The sequence below is a fragment of the Nostoc sp. DedQUE02 genome, assembly GCF_034531035.1.
Classification (GTDB): Bacteria; Cyanobacteriota; Cyanobacteriia; order Cyanobacteriales; family Nostocaceae; genus Nostoc.
In genome coordinates this window covers 14541-38187 of record NZ_JAVRBY020000048.1, presented here as the reverse complement: position 1 = coordinate 38187, position 23647 = coordinate 14541, and the positions used below count along the sequence as shown (strand labels likewise).

General features: G+C 41.4%; 24 protein-coding genes. 14 read left to right on the top strand and 10 right to left on the bottom strand.

Annotated features, from left to right (window positions below; all coding sequences use genetic code 11):
• Positions 1-25 precede the first annotated feature (25 nt).
• Positions 26-505: a YbjN domain-containing protein gene (locus RMX98_RS27055; protein ID WP_322682056.1), complete on the top strand. Its 480-nt coding sequence runs from the start codon at positions 26-28 to the stop codon at positions 503-505.
• Between the two features lie 692 nt (positions 506-1197).
• Positions 1198-1548: a hypothetical protein gene (locus RMX98_RS27050; RefSeq protein WP_322682057.1), complete on the top strand. Its 351-nt coding sequence runs from the start codon at positions 1198-1200 to the stop codon at positions 1546-1548.
• Positions 1549-1594: 46 nt separating this feature from the next.
• Here the strand turns inward: RMX98_RS27050 and RMX98_RS27045 are convergent, their stop codons facing one another.
• A complete protein-coding gene (locus RMX98_RS27045; protein WP_322682087.1) occupies positions 1595-2605 on the bottom strand; it encodes a cyanophycin synthetase in 1011 nt (336 codons plus the stop codon).
• Positions 2606-3219: 614 nt separating this feature from the next.
• Here RMX98_RS27045 and RMX98_RS27040 point away from each other — a divergent pair.
• Both RMX98_RS27040 and RMX98_RS27035 read left to right on the top strand, forming a co-directional pair.
• Positions 3220-3456, top strand: coding sequence for a hypothetical protein (locus RMX98_RS27040; RefSeq protein ID WP_322682058.1), 237 nt, complete (start codon positions 3220-3222; stop codon positions 3454-3456).
• A gap of 850 nt (positions 3457-4306) precedes the next feature.
• On the top strand, positions 4307-4582 hold the full coding sequence (locus tag RMX98_RS27035) for a hypothetical protein (RefSeq protein WP_322682059.1): 276 nt from the start codon (positions 4307-4309) through the stop codon (positions 4580-4582).
• A 51-nt stretch (positions 4583-4633) separates the two neighbouring features.
• Here the strand turns inward: RMX98_RS27035 and RMX98_RS27030 are convergent, their stop codons facing one another.
• From RMX98_RS27030 to RMX98_RS27015, 4 genes are all read right to left on the bottom strand, one after another.
• Positions 4634-7234, bottom strand: a complete 2601-nt coding sequence (locus tag RMX98_RS27030; protein ID WP_322682060.1) for a GAF domain-containing protein — start codon at positions 7232-7234, stop codon at positions 4634-4636.
• Positions 7235-7451: 217 nt separating this feature from the next.
• Complete coding sequence (locus RMX98_RS27025; protein WP_322682061.1) at positions 7452-8582, bottom strand: glycosyltransferase family 1 protein; 1131 nt, start codon at positions 8580-8582, stop codon at positions 7452-7454.
• A 241-nt stretch (positions 8583-8823) separates the two neighbouring features.
• Positions 8824-9978, bottom strand: a complete 1155-nt coding sequence (locus RMX98_RS27020) for an NAD-dependent epimerase/dehydratase family protein (protein WP_322682062.1) — start codon at positions 9976-9978, stop codon at positions 8824-8826.
• A 295-nt stretch (positions 9979-10273) separates the two neighbouring features.
• Positions 10274-10804: a hypothetical protein gene (locus RMX98_RS27015; RefSeq protein ID WP_322682063.1), complete on the bottom strand. Its 531-nt coding sequence runs from the start codon at positions 10802-10804 to the stop codon at positions 10274-10276.
• A 220-nt stretch (positions 10805-11024) separates the two neighbouring features.
• Here RMX98_RS27015 and RMX98_RS27010 point away from each other — a divergent pair, with 220 nt between their 5' ends.
• The 4 genes from RMX98_RS27010 (at position 11025) to RMX98_RS26995 (ending at position 14495) form a co-directional block, all read left to right on the top strand.
• Entirely contained in the window at positions 11025-11810 is a 786-nt protein-coding gene (locus RMX98_RS27010; protein ID WP_322682064.1) for an FHA domain-containing protein, read from the top strand.
• A 246-nt stretch (positions 11811-12056) separates the two neighbouring features.
• Positions 12057-12410 (top strand): hypothetical protein, encoded by a 354-nt coding sequence (locus RMX98_RS27005; protein ID WP_322682065.1) that lies wholly within the window; start codon positions 12057-12059, stop codon positions 12408-12410.
• A 78-nt stretch (positions 12411-12488) separates the two neighbouring features.
• Complete coding sequence (locus tag RMX98_RS27000) at positions 12489-14003, top strand: AAA family ATPase (protein ID WP_322682066.1); 1515 nt, start codon at positions 12489-12491, stop codon at positions 14001-14003.
• 141 nt (positions 14004-14144) lie between these two features.
• Positions 14145-14495: a DUF1257 domain-containing protein gene (locus RMX98_RS26995; RefSeq protein ID WP_094350625.1), complete on the top strand. Its 351-nt coding sequence runs from the start codon at positions 14145-14147 to the stop codon at positions 14493-14495.
• A gap of 338 nt (positions 14496-14833) precedes the next feature.
• On the opposite strand, the gene RMX98_RS26990 is transcribed toward RMX98_RS26995, so the two are convergent.
• From RMX98_RS26990 to ndhC, 3 genes are read right to left on the bottom strand one after another with little or no spacing between them, the layout of a single operon-like run.
• Positions 14834-15364 carry an NAD(P)H-quinone oxidoreductase subunit J gene (locus RMX98_RS26990; protein ID WP_322682067.1) on the bottom strand — a complete coding sequence of 177 codons (531 nt, stop codon included), beginning with the start codon at positions 15362-15364 and terminating at the stop codon, positions 14834-14836.
• On the bottom strand, positions 15357-16094 hold the full coding sequence (gene ndhK, locus RMX98_RS26985) for a photosynthetic/respiratory NAD(P)H-quinone oxidoreductase subunit K (RefSeq protein ID WP_322682068.1): 738 nt from the start codon (positions 16092-16094) through the stop codon (positions 15357-15359). Before ndhK ends, RMX98_RS26990 begins: the two co-directional genes overlap by 8 nt.
• Positions 16085-16447 (bottom strand): photosynthetic/respiratory NAD(P)H-quinone oxidoreductase subunit C, encoded by a 363-nt coding sequence (gene ndhC / locus RMX98_RS26980; RefSeq protein WP_100899269.1) that lies wholly within the window; start codon positions 16445-16447, stop codon positions 16085-16087. The genes ndhK and ndhC overlap by 10 nt, the downstream gene beginning before the upstream one ends.
• A 297-nt stretch (positions 16448-16744) precedes the next feature.
• On the opposite strand from ndhC, the gene RMX98_RS26975 reads away from it, so the two are divergent.
• The 6 genes from RMX98_RS26975 to RMX98_RS26950 all read left to right on the top strand — a co-directional run bounded on the left by RMX98_RS26975 (position 16745) and on the right by RMX98_RS26950 (position 19514).
• Complete coding sequence (locus tag RMX98_RS26975) at positions 16745-17080, top strand: rubredoxin (RefSeq protein ID WP_100899268.1); 336 nt, start codon at positions 16745-16747, stop codon at positions 17078-17080.
• A gap of 463 nt (positions 17081-17543) precedes the next feature.
• Positions 17544-18563, top strand: a complete 1020-nt coding sequence (locus tag RMX98_RS26970) for a photosynthesis system II assembly factor Ycf48 (RefSeq protein WP_322682069.1) — start codon at positions 17544-17546, stop codon at positions 18561-18563.
• 235 nt (positions 18564-18798) lie between these two features.
• On the top strand, positions 18799-19047 hold the full coding sequence (gene psbE / locus RMX98_RS26965; RefSeq protein ID WP_094348030.1) for a cytochrome b559 subunit alpha: 249 nt from the start codon (positions 18799-18801) through the stop codon (positions 19045-19047).
• Between the two features lie 9 nt (positions 19048-19056).
• A complete protein-coding gene (gene psbF, locus RMX98_RS26960; RefSeq protein ID WP_015115279.1) occupies positions 19057-19194 on the top strand; it encodes a cytochrome b559 subunit beta in 138 nt (45 codons plus the stop codon).
• A gap of 8 nt (positions 19195-19202) precedes the next feature.
• On the top strand, positions 19203-19325 hold the full coding sequence (locus RMX98_RS26955; protein WP_015127970.1) for a photosystem II reaction center protein L: 123 nt from the start codon (positions 19203-19205) through the stop codon (positions 19323-19325).
• 69 nt (positions 19326-19394) lie between these two features.
• A complete protein-coding gene (locus tag RMX98_RS26950) occupies positions 19395-19514 on the top strand; it encodes a photosystem II reaction center protein J (RefSeq protein ID WP_012411803.1) in 120 nt (39 codons plus the stop codon).
• Between the two features lie 192 nt (positions 19515-19706).
• Here the strand turns inward: RMX98_RS26950 and psaI are convergent, their stop codons facing one another.
• On the bottom strand, positions 19707-19856 hold the full coding sequence (gene psaI / locus RMX98_RS26945) for a photosystem I reaction center subunit VIII (RefSeq protein WP_322682070.1): 150 nt from the start codon (positions 19854-19856) through the stop codon (positions 19707-19709).
• 486 nt (positions 19857-20342) lie between these two features.
• The gene (locus RMX98_RS26940; protein ID WP_409881597.1) at positions 20343-23195 is read right to left on the bottom strand and encodes a hypothetical protein; all 2853 of its coding nucleotides are present in this window, start codon (positions 23193-23195) and stop codon (positions 20343-20345) included.
• Between the last annotated feature and the right edge of the window lie 452 nt (positions 23196-23647).

Genomic DNA, 23647 nt, shown 5'->3' with positions numbered 1-23647 from the left:
GCGAGTATGTTGAGAAAAAATCTGTATGACAAGCTACCCAGAAACCCTAACTAGTAACGAATCCATTAATGAGTTAGTCGCCGAAACGACAAGCATTAACCATGTGGAGGTAATTGAAAATGTCATCGATTCTTTAGAACAAGATGATAGTGCGATGGTTAGCCACACTCCAGAGGGTGGTTATCTCTGGAAGTTTAAGTACGGAAGTGTAGAAGTATTTGTCCAACTCAACGGCACAACCGATGAAGACACTATAACGGTTTGGTCTACAGTACTAAATTTACCCGCTAAAGACGAACCTAAGTTGATGCGCTATCTTTTGGAGTTAAACTGCTCCAGCACTTTTGAAGCACGTTTTGGTATTATTGAAAACCGCGTGGTTGTAATATCGACACGCACCTTAGCAGAACTATCTCCTGGCGAAGTGTCTCGGCTAATTACCATTGTCGCAACGATCGCTGACAATAACGATGAAGCTTTACAAGCTGAATTTGGCGCTACTTAATGAATTTTGGATTTTGAACTTCGTTGTCAATTTTCTGTATACCAACTAAAAAGCGCCTGGGAGTGTTGCCGTGTTTCCACCCCAGACGCTTTTTATTTTTAACTTGCTCCTCACACAACTGAATCCTATCACTGCTTCAATCAAAAGGCGAGTATAGTGAGTGACACTTTCAAAACTGCACTACCAAGCAATTTATAGTGCTTTTCAAGTAATTGAACTACATTAATCCCTATTCTCCACTCCCCTTCTCAATACTTTTCGGATAAGCCTAACAATCTCTCCTTTGGTCTGGGAAAAGGTTAAAGGGTAAAGGGGAAAGGTGAATTAAAACCTTTCCCTTTCCCCTTTCCCCCAAAACCCGAAAAGTATTGCTCCCCGTCTCAGATATTGACAAGCCTTAAAACATCCACTTAGGCAAGATCAAGCTTTTACAAGCCGCCAGGTAATTAATTAAATAATTATTAAAAATACATACATCCCTTAATTCATGCCTGAAACTCTTTAATAATCAATTAAATTCTCGAATAAAAATTAGCACTAACAAGCATTGAGTGCTAATTTATGAGTGAAGTTTAATGCCTATGATATAGACCAAACCAATACTTTTTCTAGATGTTTTAGTTCCTTTCCAGACGTTATTTTAGAAGTAACTAAATTTTTCCTACAAATAATTTAAAATTGGGAGTACTGGCATGAAATACACTTTTGATATTGTCGGAGTATCTCCACTTTTGCAGTTTTTTGATTGCCAACAGCAAAATGGGCAAAAACCACCCCACCAAGGCATAGAATACTTGGGAATGCATACATGTACACTAGATACCTTTCTAGAATCGGTGGAATCAGTTCCAGCAAAGTGGGGTTGGAACCTTGATCAAGTGGTAGATACCGTGATTCAATTTTGGTTGAACAACTCAGACAGTATTCGTTATTGGAAAGTACGTTTAAGTGATGCTGGTAAAGATAATTTACTAGTTACAAGATTGGCGGATATGACCGCCTTACAAGCGGAATTTGAATCCTTACTAAATAAAGATTTGTGAAGAGATACCTAGAGCGGAGCAACTCTTGCTCCGTTTCCAGTTAAAATCAACATTTTTCTCTGTTATTCTCATTTTCAAGTGCTTTGAGAACTTTGAGATATAAATTCTCTACTCTTTTTGTCTGAACTTCACCAAATGAAGCATAGTGACTTAAGCTAGGAGCGCTGTTTACTTCAATGATCGTATAATCTTCCATTGGCGAAGTTATATCATTAGTAAGAATATCCACACCTGCTAATCTCAATTCCATATCTTTTGTGATACTTATTGCTAATTTTTGAAAATCAGGATGAATATTTTCAGTAAAGTCTACTGCCTCGCCTCCAGTCGATAAATTTGCATTGTCTAAAAGATAGATTATATTATTCTTGGGTATAACAGTATTAAAATTTAGTTTCCGTCTTCGCAAGTTTTTTTTGATTCTATAATCTTCAAAATCTATAATTTCTTTTCTACCATTTTTGATAAAATTTTCCTGTTTTTGTTGCATAAGTTCCAAAATAGTAGATTGACCATCCCCCATTATAAATAAGGGAATTCTTTGATATGCCGAAACTACTTCATCATCAAGCACTACGATTCTATAGTCATTGCCACTATAAAATCGCTCAACAATAAATACTGAGGTTTTTTGCAAGATTTTCTTAGCTGCTTGATAATATTCTTGTTTGTTGTGAACCTTTGTAACAAATGTTCCTTGGCTGAGATTGAGCGGCTTGATAATTACAGGAAATTCTAACTCTTTAGCATAATAAAATCCTGCATCTATATTCCTGGAATTAGCTATTTCTTCACATAGTTCTTCACTAAAAAATGTTTTGCCTTCAGTAACTTTATAGCCAAATTTATTCAGAAAAAAGTTTGAAACTCCTTTATCTTTAGCTATTGCCGTTGAACCAGAAGAATTAATACTAAACCTGCTGTTACGAAAAAAGGTTTTATTGCCGTTTTTAAATGTAATCAGTCCTACAAAGGTGCATTCTGGGTCTACTAAAACTACCGCTCCTATTTTATCCGCTACTTTTTGAATTATTGATGTTACAAATGGTGTGTCCATTGTCATTCATATAAATTACCGAAAAATATTAACTATTTTATGGTAATTAGTCAAGATATTTTGAATTAAACAATTGCTCTATATCTTTGTTTTTAAACTTATAGTTAAACCTCCGAAAATATTCATTTTTTAGTATTTAAACAAACTATTAATAAGTACTCTAAACTAACTATAAAAAATGTAAATGCCTGCAATGTAGCTTTACTGCTCGCACGATAGAAAAATTAAGAGTGTGTCCGCACCCATTAAATTCTACGTAGGTTATTGTTCTTTTTTTATTAAGCTTTTAATAGTATGTTTTCAGACATTGAGGATGATTTTACCACTGATGCGGACTTTACTTATGTGTATGCATATAAATAATGCAAACCCAATAATTGCTAAACTTTCTGCTTGAGCATTGTTGTGTCCTGGAAACAATTGCAAATTAAGGATTTGAGATTCATCGCTACCTGAAAATTCCAACTCAATTGGTCTAAAATATAGCGCTCAGTGTTGACAATTTATAAATAATCGAATAACAAGGTGGCAGCAGCATAAAAAAAAGGGTTAGTGCATTCCTACCTAGAAACTAATTAACGCACTTGATTAAACTTCATACGGTTAACATAATTATGCCAGAAAATACGGATAACACAGCTTCCAAATCAGACAATCAAGCTATTGCCTATAAAGAACGTCTTAATTCTTGGGCGATCGCTCGTCTACTTCCTAATACCCAACGGGAAATTGTTGCTCGCTTCCGCAGCCGTTCTGATGCCGATGGCTATATGCGGCATCTTTATCAGGAAACACCAAATGCTTCTTACATGGTTGTTTTTGATTGTCAACGCCAAGAAGCTGTGATTTAAAGTGCGATTATAAACGACCTCCTATGAACATAAGGTCTTAGGCGGGAGTTGAGCAGGTGAGTAACTGTAAAAAGCAGAAAACGATAGCTTTAGGAGGCACTGCGTTGCGCGGCTTTGCAGACTTGTACTTTCACAGGGAAGCAAACTACGCGCAGTTTCTCCCAAAAGAGAGGCTAGCGCCAAGGGACAAACGAGTGCCCTCCTCTTTTGTCGTAACAGTTTGAATTCGCTGCTTAAGATCAAAGGTGGGTCAATAACTATTAGCCATTGGTGATTGATTGAAGAGGAAGTAAAGCTGCAATAATTGGGCAGAAGCGCAAAGTAAGATAAAAGAGTAGGAGCAGTGAAAAAGAATAAACCAATGCTCAATTCCTTTTCTTGCTGACTGCTCAGTAGCCAAAGATGAAAAACTGAATCTCTAACTTTTAATAGAGGACAATTGACTTGGATGTATAGTATACTTAAGTAAATTTACTTAAAAAAATGTAATTATTTTTACGAATAAAACTTGACTAAGACCTACAAATATATTTTAATAATTTGTACCTCAAGGTTTCAACCAAAGTTAATTACAATTGAAATTTGATCAATTAAGATGAGATAAATTGATAACTGGGAGGAAAATCAAATATTCTCTCTAAATTACTTTGGCAGTAACTTTTTTGGTAACATTTATCACAAAAGTATTTTAAACTTTATCCTCTAGTATCAAAATCTAAATTAAGCAATTTCTGCATCACCAATTCAAAAAGGAGTTGGATGAGTAGATTTATCCCAGATTGACAAAAAGAAGATTAGGTAAGCTAGTGATAGAGCTTTAGAGATTCAAACAGAAGGAGAGTTGAAGAACTTGGAGAACAAAATAGTGAACAAGGATGATTTTCTCTTCCCTCGTGGTCGCTACTACGGTCAGGTAAAGCCAGAAAACTTGGTTTTTAATGCAAATTTACAGGAATTTGCCCAACGAGTAAGCTACATTTGCAACTTAGAGACAGGTGGAAAACTACCTCCAGGTGCAGCTTACGAACAAATAAAGGATCTATGGAAACAGTTGAAACGCTCAAAAAAAGAACTAGGAATTGGCGAAGACCCGTTTCAGGATGACCAGGGAAAGGCTGAAAGTTAAAGGCAAGACGCAGAGAATTGGACGGGAGAAGGATGATTAATAACTAATGGGCTACTTAGAAAGCATTGTCCAGACACCATCCCAGGACTCTGGAGGAGGGGTTTGTTGATAATTACGCGCACGTTCTAGGTGGATATCAACAGCTTGATCTTGGGGTTGAATGCATTTGGCGGCTTCAAAACAGGCGATCGCTTGTGAGAAGTTGCGCGATAAATAAGCCGAGCGTCCAGTATGATAGTGAAATAAAAACTCTTGAGTGTTGGCATCTAAGGGAGTGTTGCGATCGCCAATTAACTCATAGATATTAACAGCCTGATGTTTCCCTTTAACTCGAATTTTATCTAACTGGCGCACCCAAATGCGATCGCTGCACAATTGATAAGTAAATTCGCTTAAAACAATATCACAACCGTAATCCTTAGTTATCGCCTCCAAACGCGAACTTAAATTTACACCATCTCCAATTACGGTATAATCCATCCGTTTGCGGGAACCAATATTGCCCGAAACCACATCCCCAGAACTAATCCCTATGCCAATACGAATTCGCGGCTGTGCCTGGATAATTCGCCGTTGGTTAAATTCTTCTAAGCGTCGTCTCATATCTAACGCTGACTGCACAGCCCTCCAGGCATGATTTTCTGTCAATGGTAACGGCGCACCAAATACCGCCATTAAAGCATCCCCAATGAATTTATCGAGAGTGCCTTCGTAATTAAAAACCGCCTCTACCATCGTTTCAAAATACTGATTGAGCAGCAATACCACCTCAGCTGCACCGAGATTTTCTGTAAGTGTTGTGTAACCCCGGATATCGGAAAACAAAATGGTTACTTCCTTCCGTTCGCCTACCATTAAAGCATCTTCCCCCAAAGCCATAACTTGTTCAGCGACATGGGGCGTTAGGTAGCGAGACATGGTAGTTTTCATCCGTTTTTCCTGAGTAATGTCTTCTAAAACCACTAAACCACCACGTACACCGCCTTCTGGGTTAGTCAGGGGATTAACAGTAAGATTAATATTGCGCTCTAATATTTGTACCTTATTAGAAGTGAGAAACTCAGATTGGGGAGTCAGAGGTTGATTCCAGGGAATGAAAATATCAGAGTTAGTGCGATCGCGAACTGCTAAAATTGAGTGCTGAGTTTCAGGCAGTACTCGGCACGGGCTAAACACCCCGCTATCGCTAACAGCACTCACTACTTGATAAAGTCCCACTATCAAACTTTGTTCTGGTACATAATGTTTAGCTCCAGTTTTTAAACTATCTTCCAGCCGCATTTGCAGATTTTCAATCGGCACAACTTCCCACACAAGGCGACCAATCAAGTTTTGTTCCCACAAAAGCTTGTTGTTCTTGCTATCAGCGTCTTTTATCGGACAACCCAGTAACTCTAGTGCGGCATCATTAATTGTGACAATCTGTCCTGCCATATCTGTAGAAATCACCGCATCTGACAGACTTTGCAAAATATCTTTTTGATACTGTTTTTCTAACAGCACATTTTCAAACAGACGAGCATTTTCTAAGGCAATTCCTGCCTGATTATTAAAAGCCCGCATAAACTCTTCATCAGAAGCAGTAAAACTGCCTTGTTGTTTATTAATTAATTGCGTAACGCCAATCAATTCATTTGCCGAATTAAATACTGGCAAACACAGGATATTACGAGTTACATACCCAGTTTTTCTATCTGTAGTTGGGTCAAAACGGGGGTCTTTGTAGGCATCGGAAATATTTAATGCTTCACCAGTAGAAGCCACATAGCCAGCAATGCCACGGTTAGCGGGAATGCGAATTTCTATCAAGTTTGTGCCATCTGCTGCCGCTACAACTTTCGTCCAGAGTTCACTCATCTCTTTCCGATATAAAAACAATGTGCTGCGGTCTGCTTGCATTAAAATTCGAGCTTGCTCCATGACTATCTGCAAAGTTGCTTCTAAATCCAAACTTTGCCCCAGTGTCTGAGTTGCCCGCAACAAAGCCGTTGCGCCTCTTTGATTGCGAGCTGCTACATAAAAAGATTGGCAGCTTTCCAGGATAATACCAATCGAAGCGGCAAAGTCTCGAAAACGTTCTTCATCATCATGATTAAACGGAACATTCCCGGTTTTATTTGCCAGTTGCACTACCGCTACAGTCTGATTTTTGCTACTGATAACGGGCATACATAAAATATTATGAATTTTGTAGCCCATTTGTTTTTCGAGTTCTGGGCTAAATAAGGGGTGAGTATAAGTTTCAGATATATTTAGATATTGACCTGTACTGGCAACATGACCAGGAATACCCACTGTAATGGGGGTACGAATTTCTAAGAATTTTTGGGTATTATCTTGAGGAACTTTTGACCACAGTTGACCTTTGTCATAGTCAACTAAAAAAATGGCTGTATGTTCTGCTTGCAGAATTTGACCAATTTTGAGTGTGATAGCTTCTAGCACCTTCTCCAGCATAGTTTCTAGAGCTTCATTATTGATTAGTTCAATAGCTCTCAGAAATTGCTGGAATTCAGCAGTTATAAAGTCGAGTAAGCAAACAAATTCATTAACAGATAAGTCTTTGACGCGACGCAGTAAGGCGTGAGTACGATTAACTTGGTTCAGTTCAGTTAATGTAGCCAAGACGCTGCCAGGATTGGGGAGTGTCACGTTGCTTCGCTCCGAATTAAAAATTCAAAATTCAAAATTAATAATCCCCATAAATAAATGGGCTTATATCATGAGTCTGTTTCGCTCATAAGAATTTTAGATTTTGGGCATAGGGCATTGGGTATGGGGCATTTGTCATTTGTCATTAATTATCCTCCCCTGCTCCTCTGCTCCCCTGCCTCCCCTGCCTCCCCTGCTCCCTCATCTCCCCACTTCCTTATTTTGCCAACTGTTCAGAAAATATCACCTTTTGATAGTAATCTTGTAGCTGCTTAGTAGCAGCTGCCCAACCCCAACTTTCTGCTTCCTGGCGAGCATTTTTACGGATGATATCTCGTTGTTGTTTTTGTTCTAAGAGTCGAACAGTAGCAGCGATGGCTCCTTGAACATCTGCTGTTGGCTCAAAAAGATATCCATTTACGCCATCTGTCACAATATCAGGAATTCCCCCGGAACGGGCTGCTACTACCGGACAGCCAGCAGCCATAGCTTCTAGTAGTACTAAACCTAGTGTTTCTGTGCGGGAAGGAAAAATGAAGGCATCGGCACTCGCAAAGGCAGAACCTAACTCTTGCCCCATAAGATAGCCAACAAAATAAGTGTTTGTGCCAGCAAAGTGTTTTTGCAATGCTTGACGGTACGGTCCATCTCCAACCAATGCTAACCGCGCTTCGGGAATTGCTTCTAAAATTGGTTTGATGCGCTCAATTTCTTTTTCAGCAGAAAGCCGCCCCACGTAAAGTAATAATGGACTTTCTGGATGATTTTGTGATAGACGCGATCGCATCTCTACACTAGCTAAATCGGGGTAAAATAATTCTGTATCTACCCCACGCTGCCATAAATCTACACGTTCAATACCGTGTGCTGTCAGTTCCTCTACCATTGCTGTGGAGGTACACAGATTCAAAGCTGCTTGATTATGAGCGCCTTTTAGCAGTTCCCAAAGAAAACCCTCCAGCATCCCCAAGCCGTAATGCTGGAGATATTGGGGTAAATGCGTGTGATAAGACGCTACTAAGGGTATTTTGAAAATTTTGCTATAAAATATGCCAGACAAACCCAAAACTGCCGGATTCACGACATGAATAATATCTGGCTTAAACTCTTCTAAAGCGTAACCAATGGCTGGGCGGGGAAGTGCCATTTTCAATTCTGGATACAATGGCAAAGGAAAGCCAGTAACGCCGTAAACTTTAGCGCCTTTGTGTTCTGTGATGCCTCCATCAGGGGCAATCACCAATACTTGATTACCACTGCGCTGGAGATGATCGACAGTATGGCGCAGGCGCGTTACAATGCCGTCAACCTTGGGTAAAAAGGTTTCGGTAAACAGGGCAATTCTCATAAAAAACTATTCAGTCCAGGCAGATAATCTCAGCTTAAGAGTGCATTTTGCTATTAAACACAGAGTAAACTGTCTCGCGTTCTGTAATCAATTCTGCACAATCAAAATAACTGTAGTAAACAGTAAACAGTAAATTTAGTAGTAGCTGGAAGATACACCTGATAAATAATAAATAGTTGGTCGTCATATTGTGCTAAAATACGACGACCAATTTTAAACCCACGATTTACTGGGGTTTACGCTAATTTCTGTGCCAAGAGACTTTAGGCAAAATTTGTTTGCCATCGACTCGCGTCTGATACTTGATAGCAAAGTTTAACAGAGAATCGAGGAGAGAATCAGAGAGCAAGTGAGGCTGTAAACCTAAATCGAGCAATTTAGTGTTTTTAGCATTGAAATAATGTTCTTCTTTTTCAACTCTGGGATTATCTAGGTGATTGATTTCTACCTTCAATCCCATAGCGTTACCAGCTTTTTTCACCATCAATGCCAAGTCGCCGACGCTAAATTGTTCGGTAAATTGGTTAAATACGCGGAATTCACCAGCCTCGGCAGGGTTAGCGATCGCTAATTCCACACATCGTACTGTATCCCGAATATCCAAAAATCCGCGAGTTTGTCCACCTTTACCGTAGACAGTTAACGGATGTCCAATTGCTGCTTGAATACAAAAGCGGTTTAGTGCAGTACCAAACACACCATCGTAATCTAGCCGATTAATCAATAGTTCGTCCATCCCCGTTTCTTCGGTTAAGACGCCATAAACTACACCCTGATTTAAATCCGTTGCCCGCAATCCCCAAATCCGGCAAGCAAAGTGGATGTTATGACTATCATGCACTTTGCTTAAATGGTACATTGAACCGGGCTGCTTGGGATAAGGTAGGGTATCTTTGCGTCCATTGTGTTCAATGGTGATATACCCTTCTTCGATATCAATATTGGGTGTACCATATTCACCCATTGTCCCCAGCTTCACCAAATGACAGTCGGGGAAATCCTCCCGCATAGCGTACAGCAAGTTCAACGTCCCAACTACATTATTGACCTGGGTAACAACTGCATGTTCTCGGTCAATCATGGAAAATGGGGCCGAACGCTGTTCACCAAAATGCACCAAAGCATTTGGCTGAAATTGCTGTAATGTTTTATGGAGAAACTCGTAATTCGTAATATCGCCGATGAACAAATCGATAGATTTACCCGTCAAATCTTGCCAGCGCTGGAGACGTTGTTGAATTAGTGCGATCGGAGTAAGAGTTTCGACACCAAGTTCATTATCCCAATGCCGCCGCACCAAACTATCTAAAATTCCAACTTCATAACCTCGATTGGAAAGGTAAAGAGCAGTTGCCCAACCGCAATATCCATCACCACCAATAACCAGGACTTTCATCTTCACCAGTTTTTACTCGCTGATAGCTAAATCTATCAGGTTTCTGTACCCTCTTAATCATCATTCTGAGAGAGATGTGGATTTTGGGGAGAGTGGGGAGATTAGGGAGCAGGGGAGGCAGGGGAGCAGGGGAGGCAGGGGAGCAGGGGAGCAGGGGAGCAGAGGAGCAGGAGAAAAGGTTATTGTTCGGCAAGCTCACCAACCAGGTTAAAGGGAAAAGGAATAAATTTAATCTTTCCCCTTTTCCCCTTACCCCTTTCCCTTTACCCATTCCCAATGCCCAATGCCCCATCTTTCAAGACTTTAAAATTCGATACTGCTGGGCAATGTAATAAAACAAACGATAGTATTCTTGAAAATCTTGGCTCTTGCTTCGTCCTTGCCAATAGTATTTCACTTGACTCTGAGTTAATGTCAGTGTCATTGAACCTACTAGTTGATCAACTTCTACAACCAGCACCCCAGATACTCCTTGGGCGGTTTGAAAGTTGGGTTTGAGCTTTTTCTCTGATTCGTGGTTTGTAACAATAGAATTCGGTAGCTGCTGACTTGCCCACCCTCGAATTTCCACCGTTTTGTTCTGGGGTGAAATAAACGCAATTCCATCACCATTTTCTGAGGCTGCTAAAGAAGTCCAGTTACTCGGATATGGAAATTCAAAGCCATAACGGGAGTTACTATAAGTTTTCCAGGCGATCGCTCCAGCATTAAAATTATTTGCAGTACAACTCCACAAAATTATTAACAGGGCAATAACTCCGCTAACGCTGGCGGTAAACCGATAAATTCTTCGCCCCCAACTACGAATTTTATTAGCAGTAGCCATTTACATTACACATTTTGCCAAAGTCACTGATTGTATTGAAGTACCAGAAACTCAGATCAATACCTTCGTCAATTTACTAGCTATTCTCGAATCCGTAAACTGCTGAACAAACTGCACCAAAAGAGCGCTGATTAAAAATTCAATAATATTCAGGATATTTACCATTCTCTTTTGAGTTCTCAGTAGAGAAACTTATAAAGAGTGCTTTATCACACAACTTATGCACAGTGCATCTCAAACAGCCGAGCTAACTTTGGAGCTTTTTCACTGCCAAAGCAACAAATCTTTGCAATTTCCAGCAAATCGTTCTGTAATTTGCATCGGTAAGCCAAACGAGCAAAAATCACCAGATATTGATATTTCTGGCTTACCAGATTCGGATGTGGCATCTCGCATCCACGCGCAAATTTGGATAAATGGAGATGAATACCATATCACCGATTTGGGCAGTTCCAATGGCACATACATTAATGGTGCAAAACTTCAACCTCAAGTTTTTTTCCCACTGCATCCAGGAGATAGAATTTCTCTTGGGCAGGGAGACAAAATAACTTTCATGTTTAGGGTACAGCAGTCTGCATCTGCTACAACAAATCCTCTGCCAAACTCTGCACCCACAAAAATTACAGCGCCTACCATCGGCAAAGAAGAGGAACAAGTAATCCTTGCCAGCAAGCTCATTGGCTTAGGACTAATCCTCGCGGGCGTTACATTTTTAAGTACAAGTATTTATGTGAGCGTCTACTTACGCAGCACACCTGGAATTTTGCTGTGTATGGGAGGTGTAGTAGCTCTAAATTGGGGTGGGCGCGATAATCGGAAACTGGGATGGGTGTTGATTGGCATAGGAATTGCTCTATTCCTTGCCAGTGGTGTTGTAATTGGCTCTGTGTCCCTTTTTTCTCTGCTGGTGTCATTCGCTGGCATCTCTTGTGGATATCAGTTGTTTACAACCGGAAAGGTGTTCAACTTTAATCCGCTTACGTTCCAAATAGTTAAAAAATAAGTCCACTCAGGCAATCATTAATTAGCGATCGCTAATTTCTATTGAGGTTTCAGGTTTTGAGTGCCTAAGTCCTGATTAATTATCAAAGGTTTGTAGTCAGCTATTTATCACTCAATAAACAGCATTTCAACCTCAAATGTAAATAAATGTAACAATATTGGCGTCAAAACGTTTTACTGTCTTGACAACCAATAGAGGAACCGATAACTTGATATACATACCCGGGTAAGACCGTTAAAGAGTTATATGCAAACGCAAACTAAGCAAAAGGTCACTTTGTATTTATCGCCAGAGTTGCACAGAAAACTGAAGATTCGTTCAGCAGTAGATTCCGAACCAATGTCAGAACTTGCCGAACGTGCCCTTGGTTTTTACCTGTCTAATCAAGAATTGGTTGACGAGTTAGAAGACTCTTCTTATGGACGGACTCATAGAGTTTATTCATGCCCAACTTGTGATAGCTCATTAGTCTTACGTGATAGGGAACTGGTTGCTTTAGGCAATCAACCAGGAGTAGTTGGTCAACCACATCTTTCTATTGATGAAATGGATGAGGATGAAACCAATCCCAAGGGTGAGGAAGAGTTAGTTCCTTGCTAGATAAATATTAATGATTCGGTTGTCTTTACCAGAAGCAATGTCTCTACTGTCTCTATAAGGTCTCAAGTAGGTCGAAGTATGAACCAAGAGCTCAAGATCCTAATTCAAGCTCAATACCCTTTAATCTACCTTGTGACCTCCGAGGAAGAGCGGGCCGAGCAAGCAATTTCCACAATCGCCCAGTCAGAGTTAAAACCTCAGCGTCGAGTATTTGTTTGGACAGTAACACACGGGATTGTAGAGTATGGTCAACCTCGGAATGTTACCCAACACAATACCGTGTCTCCAGAGGCGGCGATTGAGTGGATAATTCGGCAGAAAGAACCAAGTATATTTATTCTTAAAGATTTACATCCCTTTATAGATGCGCCTGCGACTAACAGATCGTTACGTGATGCGATCGCTAGTTTCAAAGGTATGCAGAAGAACATCATATTGATGTCTCCAATGCAACAAGTACCTATAGAACTGGAAAAAGAAGTTGTCGTTCTCGACTTTACATTGCCAGATATGGCAGAGTTGAACAAAGTCTTAAGTCACCATATAGACCAAAATCGTGGTCGCCGACTGACAACAGAAGCCAGAGAAAAACTTCTCAGAGCCGCTTTAGGTCTAACTAAAGATGAAGCTGAAAAAGTCTACCGTAAGGCACAGGTAACTACAGGGCGTTTGACGGAAGATGAAGTAGATATCGTTTTATCTGAGAAAAAGCAACTAATTCGGCGCAATGGAATCTTAGAATACATTGAGGAAGATGAGACCATTGATGCTGTAGGTGGCTTAGAAGAGTTAAAAAGATGGCTCAAGCAACGCTCTAACGCTTTCACAGAAAGAGCAAGAGAGTATGGTTTGCCTCAACCAAAAGGGATGTTGATTCTAGGAGTTCCTGGTTGCGGTAAGTCATTAATTGCCAAAACTACTTCCCGGCTGTGGGGTTTACCACTGTTGCGGTTGGATATGGGGCGAGTCTACGACGGCTCAATGGTGGGACGAAGTGAGGCAAATCTGCGAAACGCTCTGAAAACAGCAGAATCTATTTCCCCAGCGATTTTGTTTATCGATGAATTAGATAAATCCTTTGCTGGTAGTGGAGGTTCCTCTGATTCTGATGGGGGTACTTCTAGTAGAATCTTCGGCTCTTTCCTTACATGGATGCAAGATAAGAAATCACCAGTGTTCGTGATGGCAACAGCCAACCGAGTAGAACGCTTACCTGGCGAGTTCTTGAGGAAAGGACGCTTTGATGAAATTTTCTTTGTCGATCTGCCAACACCGGAAGAACGGCAACAAATTTTTAATATTCATCTGACCAAGCGCCGTGAAGACATCTCTAGATTCGATCTTGAGCAACTAGCCAAGATGTCTGATGGTTTTTCTGGGGCAGAAATTGAGCAAGCGATCGTTGCGGCAATGTATGAAGCTTTTGCCCAAGATCGGGAGTTCACCCAACTAGATATTATTGCTGCACTAAAGGCAACATTGCCGCTGTCTCGAACGATGCAAGAACAAGTAACGGCTCTAAGAGATTGGGCCAGACAGCGCGCACGCCCCGCAGCATCCTCCGTAGCTGAATATCAGCGAATGGAGTTTTAAAAGCTTTCCTCTGCCATCCCAGGGGGAAAGGCTAGCAGAAAATGTTAGCAGTTATAAGAAAAGCCGCATCCTGTTAAGCGCGGCTTCGCCCAAAACAAACCGTTGTCGTTTTTCTCAATCTTCTCATTGGAGGAAACCCAAATGTCTCACTTTAGCACCCTGCGTACCAAAATCACCGATGCCGAAATCCTCAAGGCTTCCTTGCGCGACCTCGGTATCAGCGTAAAGACTGAAGCTGATGTCCGTGGTTATAACGGTCAGCGTGTCCGTTCTGACATCGTTGCCGTGTTGGAAGGCGAATATGACCTCGGCTGGTCTCGCAATGGCGATGGTTCTTTTGACCTAATCGCTGATTTGTGGGGCGTTGCTAAGAAGCACAACCAAACCGAGTTGATCAACTCAATCAACCAAAAGTATGCCGTTAACAAAACTTTGGCTGAAGTGAAACAGCGCGGTCTGCAAAACGCCAATGTGAAGTTGGTATTGCAATAACAATTTCTCTGCGCGTTCCCAAAGCTGCACGGGTTAACCATATAAATAGCGGTTAGCCCGCTTTTTTATCGGGACTGAGATTTATTTCTCAGTCCCGACTTTTTCAAAGTTAGAACTGGACTAATTATTAAGATTAAAATATTTCAATATAGCTTCTGATTAACAGGCAATTAAAACTGTAAATACAGTCAATGAATTACAGCAAATTTTGTCAACCAACTTTAATATAAAAACGCCAAAAACATAACCCCTCTCCGCCACCGGAAAGGGGTTAATCACTGTTGAAACTCAGCACTAAATTGTACAGACACGATTCATCGCGTCTCATTTAGCAATCTCTAATAAGCGTCCTGCAACTCATAAAAATCAGGCGAGATGTAATCCTTCCGTAAAGGCCAACCCACCCAATCTTCCGGCATCAAAAGCCGTTTGAGATTTGGGTGTCCTTCATAGATAATGCCGAACATATCGTAAGACTCGCGCTCTTGCCAATCTGCGCTCTTCCAAATCCAGTACACAGAAGGCACTACAGGATTTTCCCGTGGTAAGAACACTTTAACTCGAACTTCTTCGGGGCGATCGCTATTATCACCGACTTTAATCAAGTGATACATACTCACCAATTCCTGTCCTGGGCCAAGGTCAATACCGCCTTGACACTGGAGATAATTAAACCCGTAAGCATAAAGGGCTGTAGCTGTAGGAAGCAAGAAATCTGCCGCCACCTTAATTATCTCTACACCATTCTTATCCGGTGCTAAAAACTCATGGTCAAAGCCATTTTCCGTCAACCACTGGGAAACTTTACCCGCTTGTACCAATGCCTCTTCTTTCGCTGCTGGTACTGGTTTAGATTCTTCTTCAGCCACGGGTTTGTTCCTCCTTTTGTGCCTTTTCTGTCAGCAGTGCAGGTGGTATTGGCATACCAATCGCTTCCGCCAATTCCTTCGGTGGTGCAGAGCGAGTTTCTGACTGCAAATACTTACCAGTTAAGATTTCATCTACTGGCTTCAAGTTATGAGTCGTGCTGTAGTAGCGGTGGGTTTGCTTAATTTTATGCCGCTCTTGCATCGATTCATTGGAGATTTTCTTCCGTAGCTTAATGATTGCGTCAATAATTGCTTCGGGACGGGGAGGACAACCAGGCAAATACACATCCACAGGAATCAGTTTATCGACTCCGCGCACTGCCGTAGGAGAATCAACGCTGAACATCCCGCCAGTAATTGTGCAAGCACCCATCGCAATTACATACTTCGGCTCTGGCATTTGTTCATAAAGACGCACCAGTTGGGGAGCCATCTTCATCGTAATAGTCCCTGCCGTAATAATTAAATCGGCTTGGCGGGGGCTAGAACGGGGAATCAGCCCAAAACGGTCAAAGTCAAATCGGGAACCAATTAAAGCTGCAAACTCAATAAAGCAACAAGCAGTACCAAATAATAACGGCCACAGACTAGAAAGCCGTGCCCAGTCGTAGAGATCATCAACCGTCGTCAAAATGACGTTTTCTGAAAGGTCTTGAGTGATTGTAGTCCGCTCAATGGGGTTGATGATTCGTTCTTTACCCTGGGTTGTTAAGTTAGAATTCAAGACCATTCCAAAGCTCCTTTACGCCATGCGTAAACTAAAGCGACTACAAGAATTGCAATAAAGACTAGTGCTTCAATAAATGCTAATAGCCCCAAACGGTGGAAAGCTACCGCCCAAGGATACAAGAATACAGTCTCCACATCAAAGACGACAAAGACCAAAGCAAACATGTAGTAGCGGATGTTGAACTGAATCCAGGCTCCCCCGATGGGTTCCATACCAGATTCATAAGTGGTGTGCCGTTCTGGGCTGTAACCACTGGGTCGTAAGAGCTTGGAAGCTGAGAGCGCTAAGGCAGGAACTAGGCTACAGACTATGAAGAAGCCTAGAAGGTACTCGTAACCACTGAGAACAAACACAATGAGTATCTACCGCTTAAGGTGTAATTGAAGTGGGGAGTGGGGAGATGAGGGAGCAGGGGAAGCAGGGGGAGAATAACTATTGATTTTTAACCAATGCCCAATGCCCAATGCCCAATGCCCAATCCCCTAACTGCGTAACTTTCTTTTACATTATATCTGTTTGGTTTTTCTGAAATCTGGGAAACAGATACACTTCAAGTATTTAATTAGCTTTTGATAGTGATAGAAAAGCCTAACAATTATGTCATAATTTGTAACGTATATTTCAGATTTCTCCTCTGCGAGGCCCTAGCCATGAGCGAACCAGCTGTTGAGACTACAGTGTTAGACCGCTACGAGTGTCGCGCCTGCGGTTATGTTTACGAACCTGAGAAGGGAGACGACAAGGATGATATTCCTTCAGGGACATCCTTTGCAGAACTGCCCGTAAATTGGCGCTGTCCAGTTTGTAGTGCTAAAAAAACCGCTTTTGCCAATATCGGCCCTGCGGGTACTGCATCCGGCTTCAAAGAAAATCTCGGTTACGGTTTGGGTGTCAACAACCTAACGCCAACCCAAAAGAATATCCTAATTTTTGGTGCTTTGGCTCTTGGCTTCTTGTTTTTTATCAGTCTCTACGGCTTACAATAACAGCCGTTATCTCAGAAACAGAGAATAGTGAGTAGGGAAAGAGATTTTCATTATTGGTTGTGTGATTATAATCACACACGTATGTTGTTTTGCTTATTTCCTAAAGCTTTTAATTAAGCTAAAAATGCTCACTTTTTTACATTGATTAACAGTGTATTCTCTGATAAAATATCAAAGATTCAGGTGAGAATCTGTAACGTCAAGCAACCTCTATACTTACTGATAAGTTGCCTCTGAGGTGTTACAGCAAGTAATAGCAAATATGTTGCTTCTCAAAGCAAGAATCACGCTAGAAGCAAACAAGTAAGAGTGCATAGAACTTGTTTTTATGCATCGATTGATACAGCTTAGTTGAGATTGATCTGCTCAACTTATGTATTTGTTAGCAAATGTTAGCAAAAAAGTATCAGTAAACCTTTTAGAGAACAGCTACAGAAATTTAGAAACAAGTTAAGAAATACTAATGCATTCAATTGTGAAAGGTTGGCAACGAATAGCTACTTTGTTGATAGTAGTCCTCATGTGTATAGGTTGTAGCAAAATTCCCTCTGTTAGTTACAACCCTTGGAAAGTCATTTCTGTGCCAACAGACTCGAATCTCCTGGATATTGCTTTTACTAATAACCCTGAGCATGGCTACTTAGTAGGTAGCAATGCCACCCTCTTGGAAACCAATGACGGTGGTGATACCTGGAAACCAATAACACTGCAACTGGATGAGCAAAAGTATCGTTTTGACTCAGTAAGTTTTGCAGGAAAAGAAGGCTGGATTGCCGGAGAGCCTGGACTGTTGCTGCACACTACTGATGAAGGTGCTTCTTGGTCGCGTATTCCCCTGAGCGAAAAGCTACCAGGTAGTCCGATCGCAGTTAAGGCACTAGCAGATAATACAGCTGAGATGGCTACTGATGTAGGAGCCATATATAAGACCAAAGATGGCGGCAAAAACTGGAAAGCCCAAGTGGAATCAGCAGTTGGTGTGGTGCGTAACTTAGAACGTTCTCCCGATGGCAAATATGTTGCCGTTTCCGCCAAGGGTAGTTTCTACTCGACTTGGGAACCGGGACAAGATGCTTGGGTTCCCCATAACCGCAATAGTTCACGGCGGGTAGAAAACATGGGTTTTGCTGACAATGGGCAATTGTGGTTACTAGCTAGGGGAGGTCAAATTCAATTTAGTGACCCAACTAAACCTGAAGCATGGCAAGAGGCAAAATATCCAGAGTTATCGACCAGTTGGGGTTTACTGGATTTGGCATATCGCACACCCGATGAAATTTGGATAGGTGGCGGTAGCGGTAATTTACTACGCAGTCCCGATGGTGGCAAAACGTGGGAAAAAGACCGTGCAGTGGAAGAAATTGCTGCTAATTTGTATAAGATTGTGTTCTTAGAGCCAGAACGGGGATTTATAATTGGCGATCGCGGCGTTTTGCTCAAATATCTACCAAACCCTGAAACAACTTCGCCAGAGGCAGCTTAATGGGGACTGGGGACACTTCGAATCCCTTCTCTACGAGAGGCTGCGCCAACGGCTCCGCTCAGGGCAAGCCGCTCAGTGCATCGCTGGGGACTAGGGACTAGGTAAGAGTTTTCTCAATGCCCAGTACCCAATACCCAATACCTATTTCTGAGAAGAACTTTGCAACTTGTAACTCTTTCTTAACTTTGTAGGATAATAAACTCAATAACACTCTATGTATAAGGTAGGGAGCTAAATGTCAGGTACCACTGGAGAACGTCCGTTTTCGGACATCATTACTAGCGTTCGTTACTGGGTAATTCACAGCATCACCATCCCAGCATTATTTATTGCTGGTTGGCTATTTGTCAGCACCGGGCTGGCTTATGATGCCTTTGGCACACCCCGCCCCAACGAGTATTTCACACCAGCACGCCAAGAAGTGCCCATTGTGAAGAACCGTTTTGAAGCTAAAAAACAAGTTGAAGAATTTATTGGAAAGTAGTTTGAAATCATGACTAGCGGAAACAACATCAATCAACCAGTTACCTATCCAATTTTTACCGTTAGATGGCTGGCAGTACACACCTTAGGTGTACCAACTGTATTCTTTTTGGGCGCGATCGCCGCAATGCAATTTATTCAACGTTAGGAGCAATTATGGTAGAAAGATCGCCCAATCCCAATAATCAACCGGTTGAACTAAACCGGACTTCGTTATACCTGGGATTACTACTAATTTTCGTTCTGGGTATTCTGTTTTCCAGTTACTTCTTTAACTAATTAGAAGTACTGTTGTTAATCTTGGTTTATGAACGTGTGTTGATTTGTTGTTAAGGGAGGAGAGAAGCTGTGTCTGGAAGTGGGAGAATTCCCCTGTGGGTCGTCGCTACGATCGCAGGTTTAGGTATAATTACAGTCTTGGGCATTTTCTTTTATGGTGCCTACGCCGGACTCGGTTCTTCGATTTAACATTAGTTAGTTTGAACCGAATACTATAAGTTAGAATTTTTCTAGCATTTGTTGAGAAATCAACGTTAAAAAAACCGCCTGTCTCTATGAGATGGGCGGTATTAATTTTGGTCATTTATCCTTTGTCCTTTGTCCTTTGTCATTTATTTTTTGCAAATGACTAATGACTAATGACTAATGACTACATCAGTATCAGTTGATATCGCTGATATCGTCGCTTTCAATGTATAAAAACAGAGACGCGAAGACCACACCTGGCAAAATCCAACCAATTATGGGCACGAAGATCGCAGACAAGTACGAAGTACTAGCCAAGACAGTAGGCAAAAAAGATGCTGCCATAGTTAAAGGTTCCTATGAAATCACACTACAATTCAAGATGAGCTTACTGCAAATTCTGCCAAATTTTTGAAATTCTTTCATATTTTTAACACAGGGAAAGATATGGGGCCGCGATCGCCTATTTCCCATATAATCCATCATTTTCTCAACCAGTCCAACCATAAGACTTGATAATGTAAGCTTTTCGCTGTTGTCTGCTAGATTGTTAAGTCTGTCTAAATTGATTGTTCAGTTTTGAGAGTGCTGAGACTTCTACCTTTAGCTGAACAGGGAAATCAGTGATACTTAAGGTCGCAAGCTACGCACTACCGCCCCTGAACCTTTTAATTTAAAATCTTTATGAGTGAATTCAGTGACAGTTATCATGAACTGGGAAGAATATCTTCAATGAATGCAGCAAGTATAATTCCAAAACCCACTCATTGCAGCCCTCCATAATTTTTTTGACTCCAACTTCAACCTTTACCAAAACCTTCCTGTACCACCTCACATACCCAGGAGTTCATCTAGCTGCAAGTTTGGCAAGTCTGGAGGAATCACGGTTCGCACTATTGTGACTTTGTGACTCTCCTGCTGGGTTGTTAGATCGAGTGCGATCGCTTCCAAGCGAATTTCCAAACAGCCAAAGGGAATGTTTAATTGCGTTATCACTTCTAACCTACCTGATGCATTAGGTAGTAAATTTGTCAATAAATGCGGCCCATCTAGTAACCAGCGAGTTTGACAATCTTCAAGCCATAACTTGACAACAACTTGCGGAGGGACTTCAGGCAGTACTACGCGCACTATGATAAACTTGCCAGCGATTAGTTCGCCTTCTGGCACATGCAACTGTGGAGTTGGCAAAGGCTCGGTGGCTGCTGCAATTATAGGCAAGGAAGAAGATGAATATAACAGTGGTTGCTCCTTTTCTTCAAAGGTATAACTCCCAGTTGTATCGCCTTCCAGTTCGCTATCTGTATCATCTACAACGATTTCTTGCGCCAACCAAGCTGACGCTATATTTATTTTTATTGGAGGAGGAGGGGGCGGTACTTGTGTTAACACCGATGAGATTGTTGGTTCTTCTAGTAATTTTTCTATTTCCGTATTTTCTCTAATCCCTAGTTCCACTTCCCGCGCTGTGTCTATATCTTCCCCAAAGTTCTCCAGTTCAGGAGCCAACCCTTCGACTTCTGACCATGTTTCTTGTCCTTGGCGCGTTTCAGTCAAAAGAAGTGATGAACTGCTCCAATCTTCGTTCAGATTATTCTCCCTGTTAACATCTAGGTCTAATGGCAAGTTAACATCAACATTCGCATTTTCTGTACTAGGAGGAAGGGGTATCTGTTGCGGTGGAACATAGTTATTGTAATCTTGAGGTTGCACCTGGTTGATAGATTCAGGCAAGGAGTATCCTTGGCTCTGCATCCACTTCCTGAGCAGGGGAGATGAATAAAGGTTTCCTGTTGTAATTAATTGTGCGTTTTGCGGGGCTATTACTTCAGTAATAGATTCTTCCTGGAATTGTGCGTTTTGCAAAGCTACTACTTCAATAACAGATTCTTCCTGGAATTGTGCGTTTTGCGGGGCTAGTACTTCAGCAACAGATTCCTCCTGTTGCGAATTTTGTGAGGCTTCGACTTCAGCAACAGATTTTTCCTGGAATTGTGCGTCATCTACTAATTCAGGTATATTTTCATCTTCAGCTACAGCTGCGTCCAATTTTGGTAAGTCTTCAACCGTTTTAACTTCCAATGTATCTGGAGGAACATTATTTTCTACTTTTTCTTCGGCATCATTTGGTGAAGCTTGTAGCCGTTTCAAGTATGGCAAAGTAGTCTCGATTATTGGCATTCGACGTTGCTTGATGACCAACTGCTCTAAATTGATGGTGGCTATAGTAGCATCCTTTTCTACAAGCTCCTCCGGTGTCTGTGGTTCTGCAACAACATCTGAGGGAATGTTGGCATCATTTTGAATAGGGGGCAGTTTCGGTAATTGAGGCAACGAAATACTTGAATTCTTGAGCTTAGATGTCCGCAAGTTAGCTTCTCGCAGAACTTGCAGGTTAATTTGCGGTGGTAGAGGTGTATTTGGGGATGGATTAACTATCTGAGACTGGTCTGTTTTTGGAGTTTTGACCAGATTTAATAGTTTCAAATCGAGCCTAACAGGTGTCTCTGTTTCTGTGAAAGCAGCAGATGAGTCCGATGGTGTTATGAGGTCATTTAAAAATATGTTGGATTTTGCTGCGGCTGTGATTGCCAGTAATTCTGTTACATCTGCTGTAATAGTGAAGGACTGGCTGGCTAACCGGATGACTTCACCAGCATCGGCGAATTTACCATACAAACTGATATCTGCCAAAATTAACTTAGATTCACAGTCAGCAGGAATATCAATTGAGGTATTGATGGTGAAGGGCAACTCTTGATCTGGTAAAGGTTGCCGTACTTGGGTCAAGATTTCCGAGTTTTTGGGCGATCGCAGTTCAATTTCTACTTCAAGCGCCCGCAAGCTTTTTGGAGATGATGTTTCATCCCAATCTAGATTTGTCTTTTCTTGGAATTCTATGTACCCGTTGATTATAAGAGCTTGTCCCCAACGAGCAATATAATTATCCTGACTTAAAGTTAGCAGTAATGGTGGCGGTAGTTGTGTTGCCGAAGAGTCTGTAACCTTTTCATCTTTGAGCAACAGTTCAGAGGCGGGTAAAGCTAAATCTATTAAATTTTGTAAAATCTGCTCTGCCGTCTCTCCTTTGAGCCACACAGGACTCACAGGCTGCTCGATAACTATATCTTCATCTTCTTCCGTTTTATCTGGCACAACAGTGGTAGCAAGGTTGCTGTCTGTAGTAATTGCCAGTTCTTCAGAAACTGCGATCGCTCTATCTAACTCAATTTCAGTTTCTGCTGAGGCATTAGATTCCAAGTTTTCAGAAACAGTATCTAGGCGATCATTGGGTGAACTCGATCCTAAATTTTTCCTCGGCTCTCTTTTTGCTAACAGCGAGAAGACTTGCACTTGCACGCTGTATTGCCAAGATTTACCGAGCAGATCCGACATCAAATCGCCGGAACACCGCAACTCCCAAACTCCCGGTTGGAAGTAGGTAAAAGGAATTACCGCCATTAAGCCTTCTGAGTTAGTACGACGCGATCGCTTGAAAATTCGCCGCGTTGGTTGAACTTCCTCGGTTGAAGAGTGAGTTACCCGTACTTCCACGTCTGTATTAGGAAGGTTAGAACGAGCCAAAACTCTATAGTGCCCTTCCAAAATTTCCAAATTTGGCGATTCTAGAATATGCCACGAGCGAGCGCCTTGTTCCTGTATCAGAAATTGCCAGTGTTCCATTGTGAGTCATGCCCAGACCGACGAGTTGCTGAGTAATATTGTGTATTAACTTGCTTGCAAGTTTACCTCAGTATTTTAGAAATGCATCACTTAAATGGCTATCAATTTAACTTAGTTTTAGTGACTTGACTTCTCGCACTTTCACTAGTCACATCAAGCAAATTTCAAATGGTCGCCATGTTGCTTGTGCGTAAAGCTTTTGTTGTTTTCTGAATATCAAGTTTAACGCTCTCCAGTGCTAAATTAACAGACAAGCAATGGATACCGTTAGTTGTGTTTGCTCAACTTAGTGCAAATATTTTTGTATTATTTTTTACTAAAATCTCCAATTTCCAATATACACAACGTAGAATAAATTAAGATTCACTTGACAATATTTATTGAATCGGAATTGCCCACATTTTTGCTACAAAGAGGTACGGATGTGGCTCTTAAGTGTACTCTGCGATCGC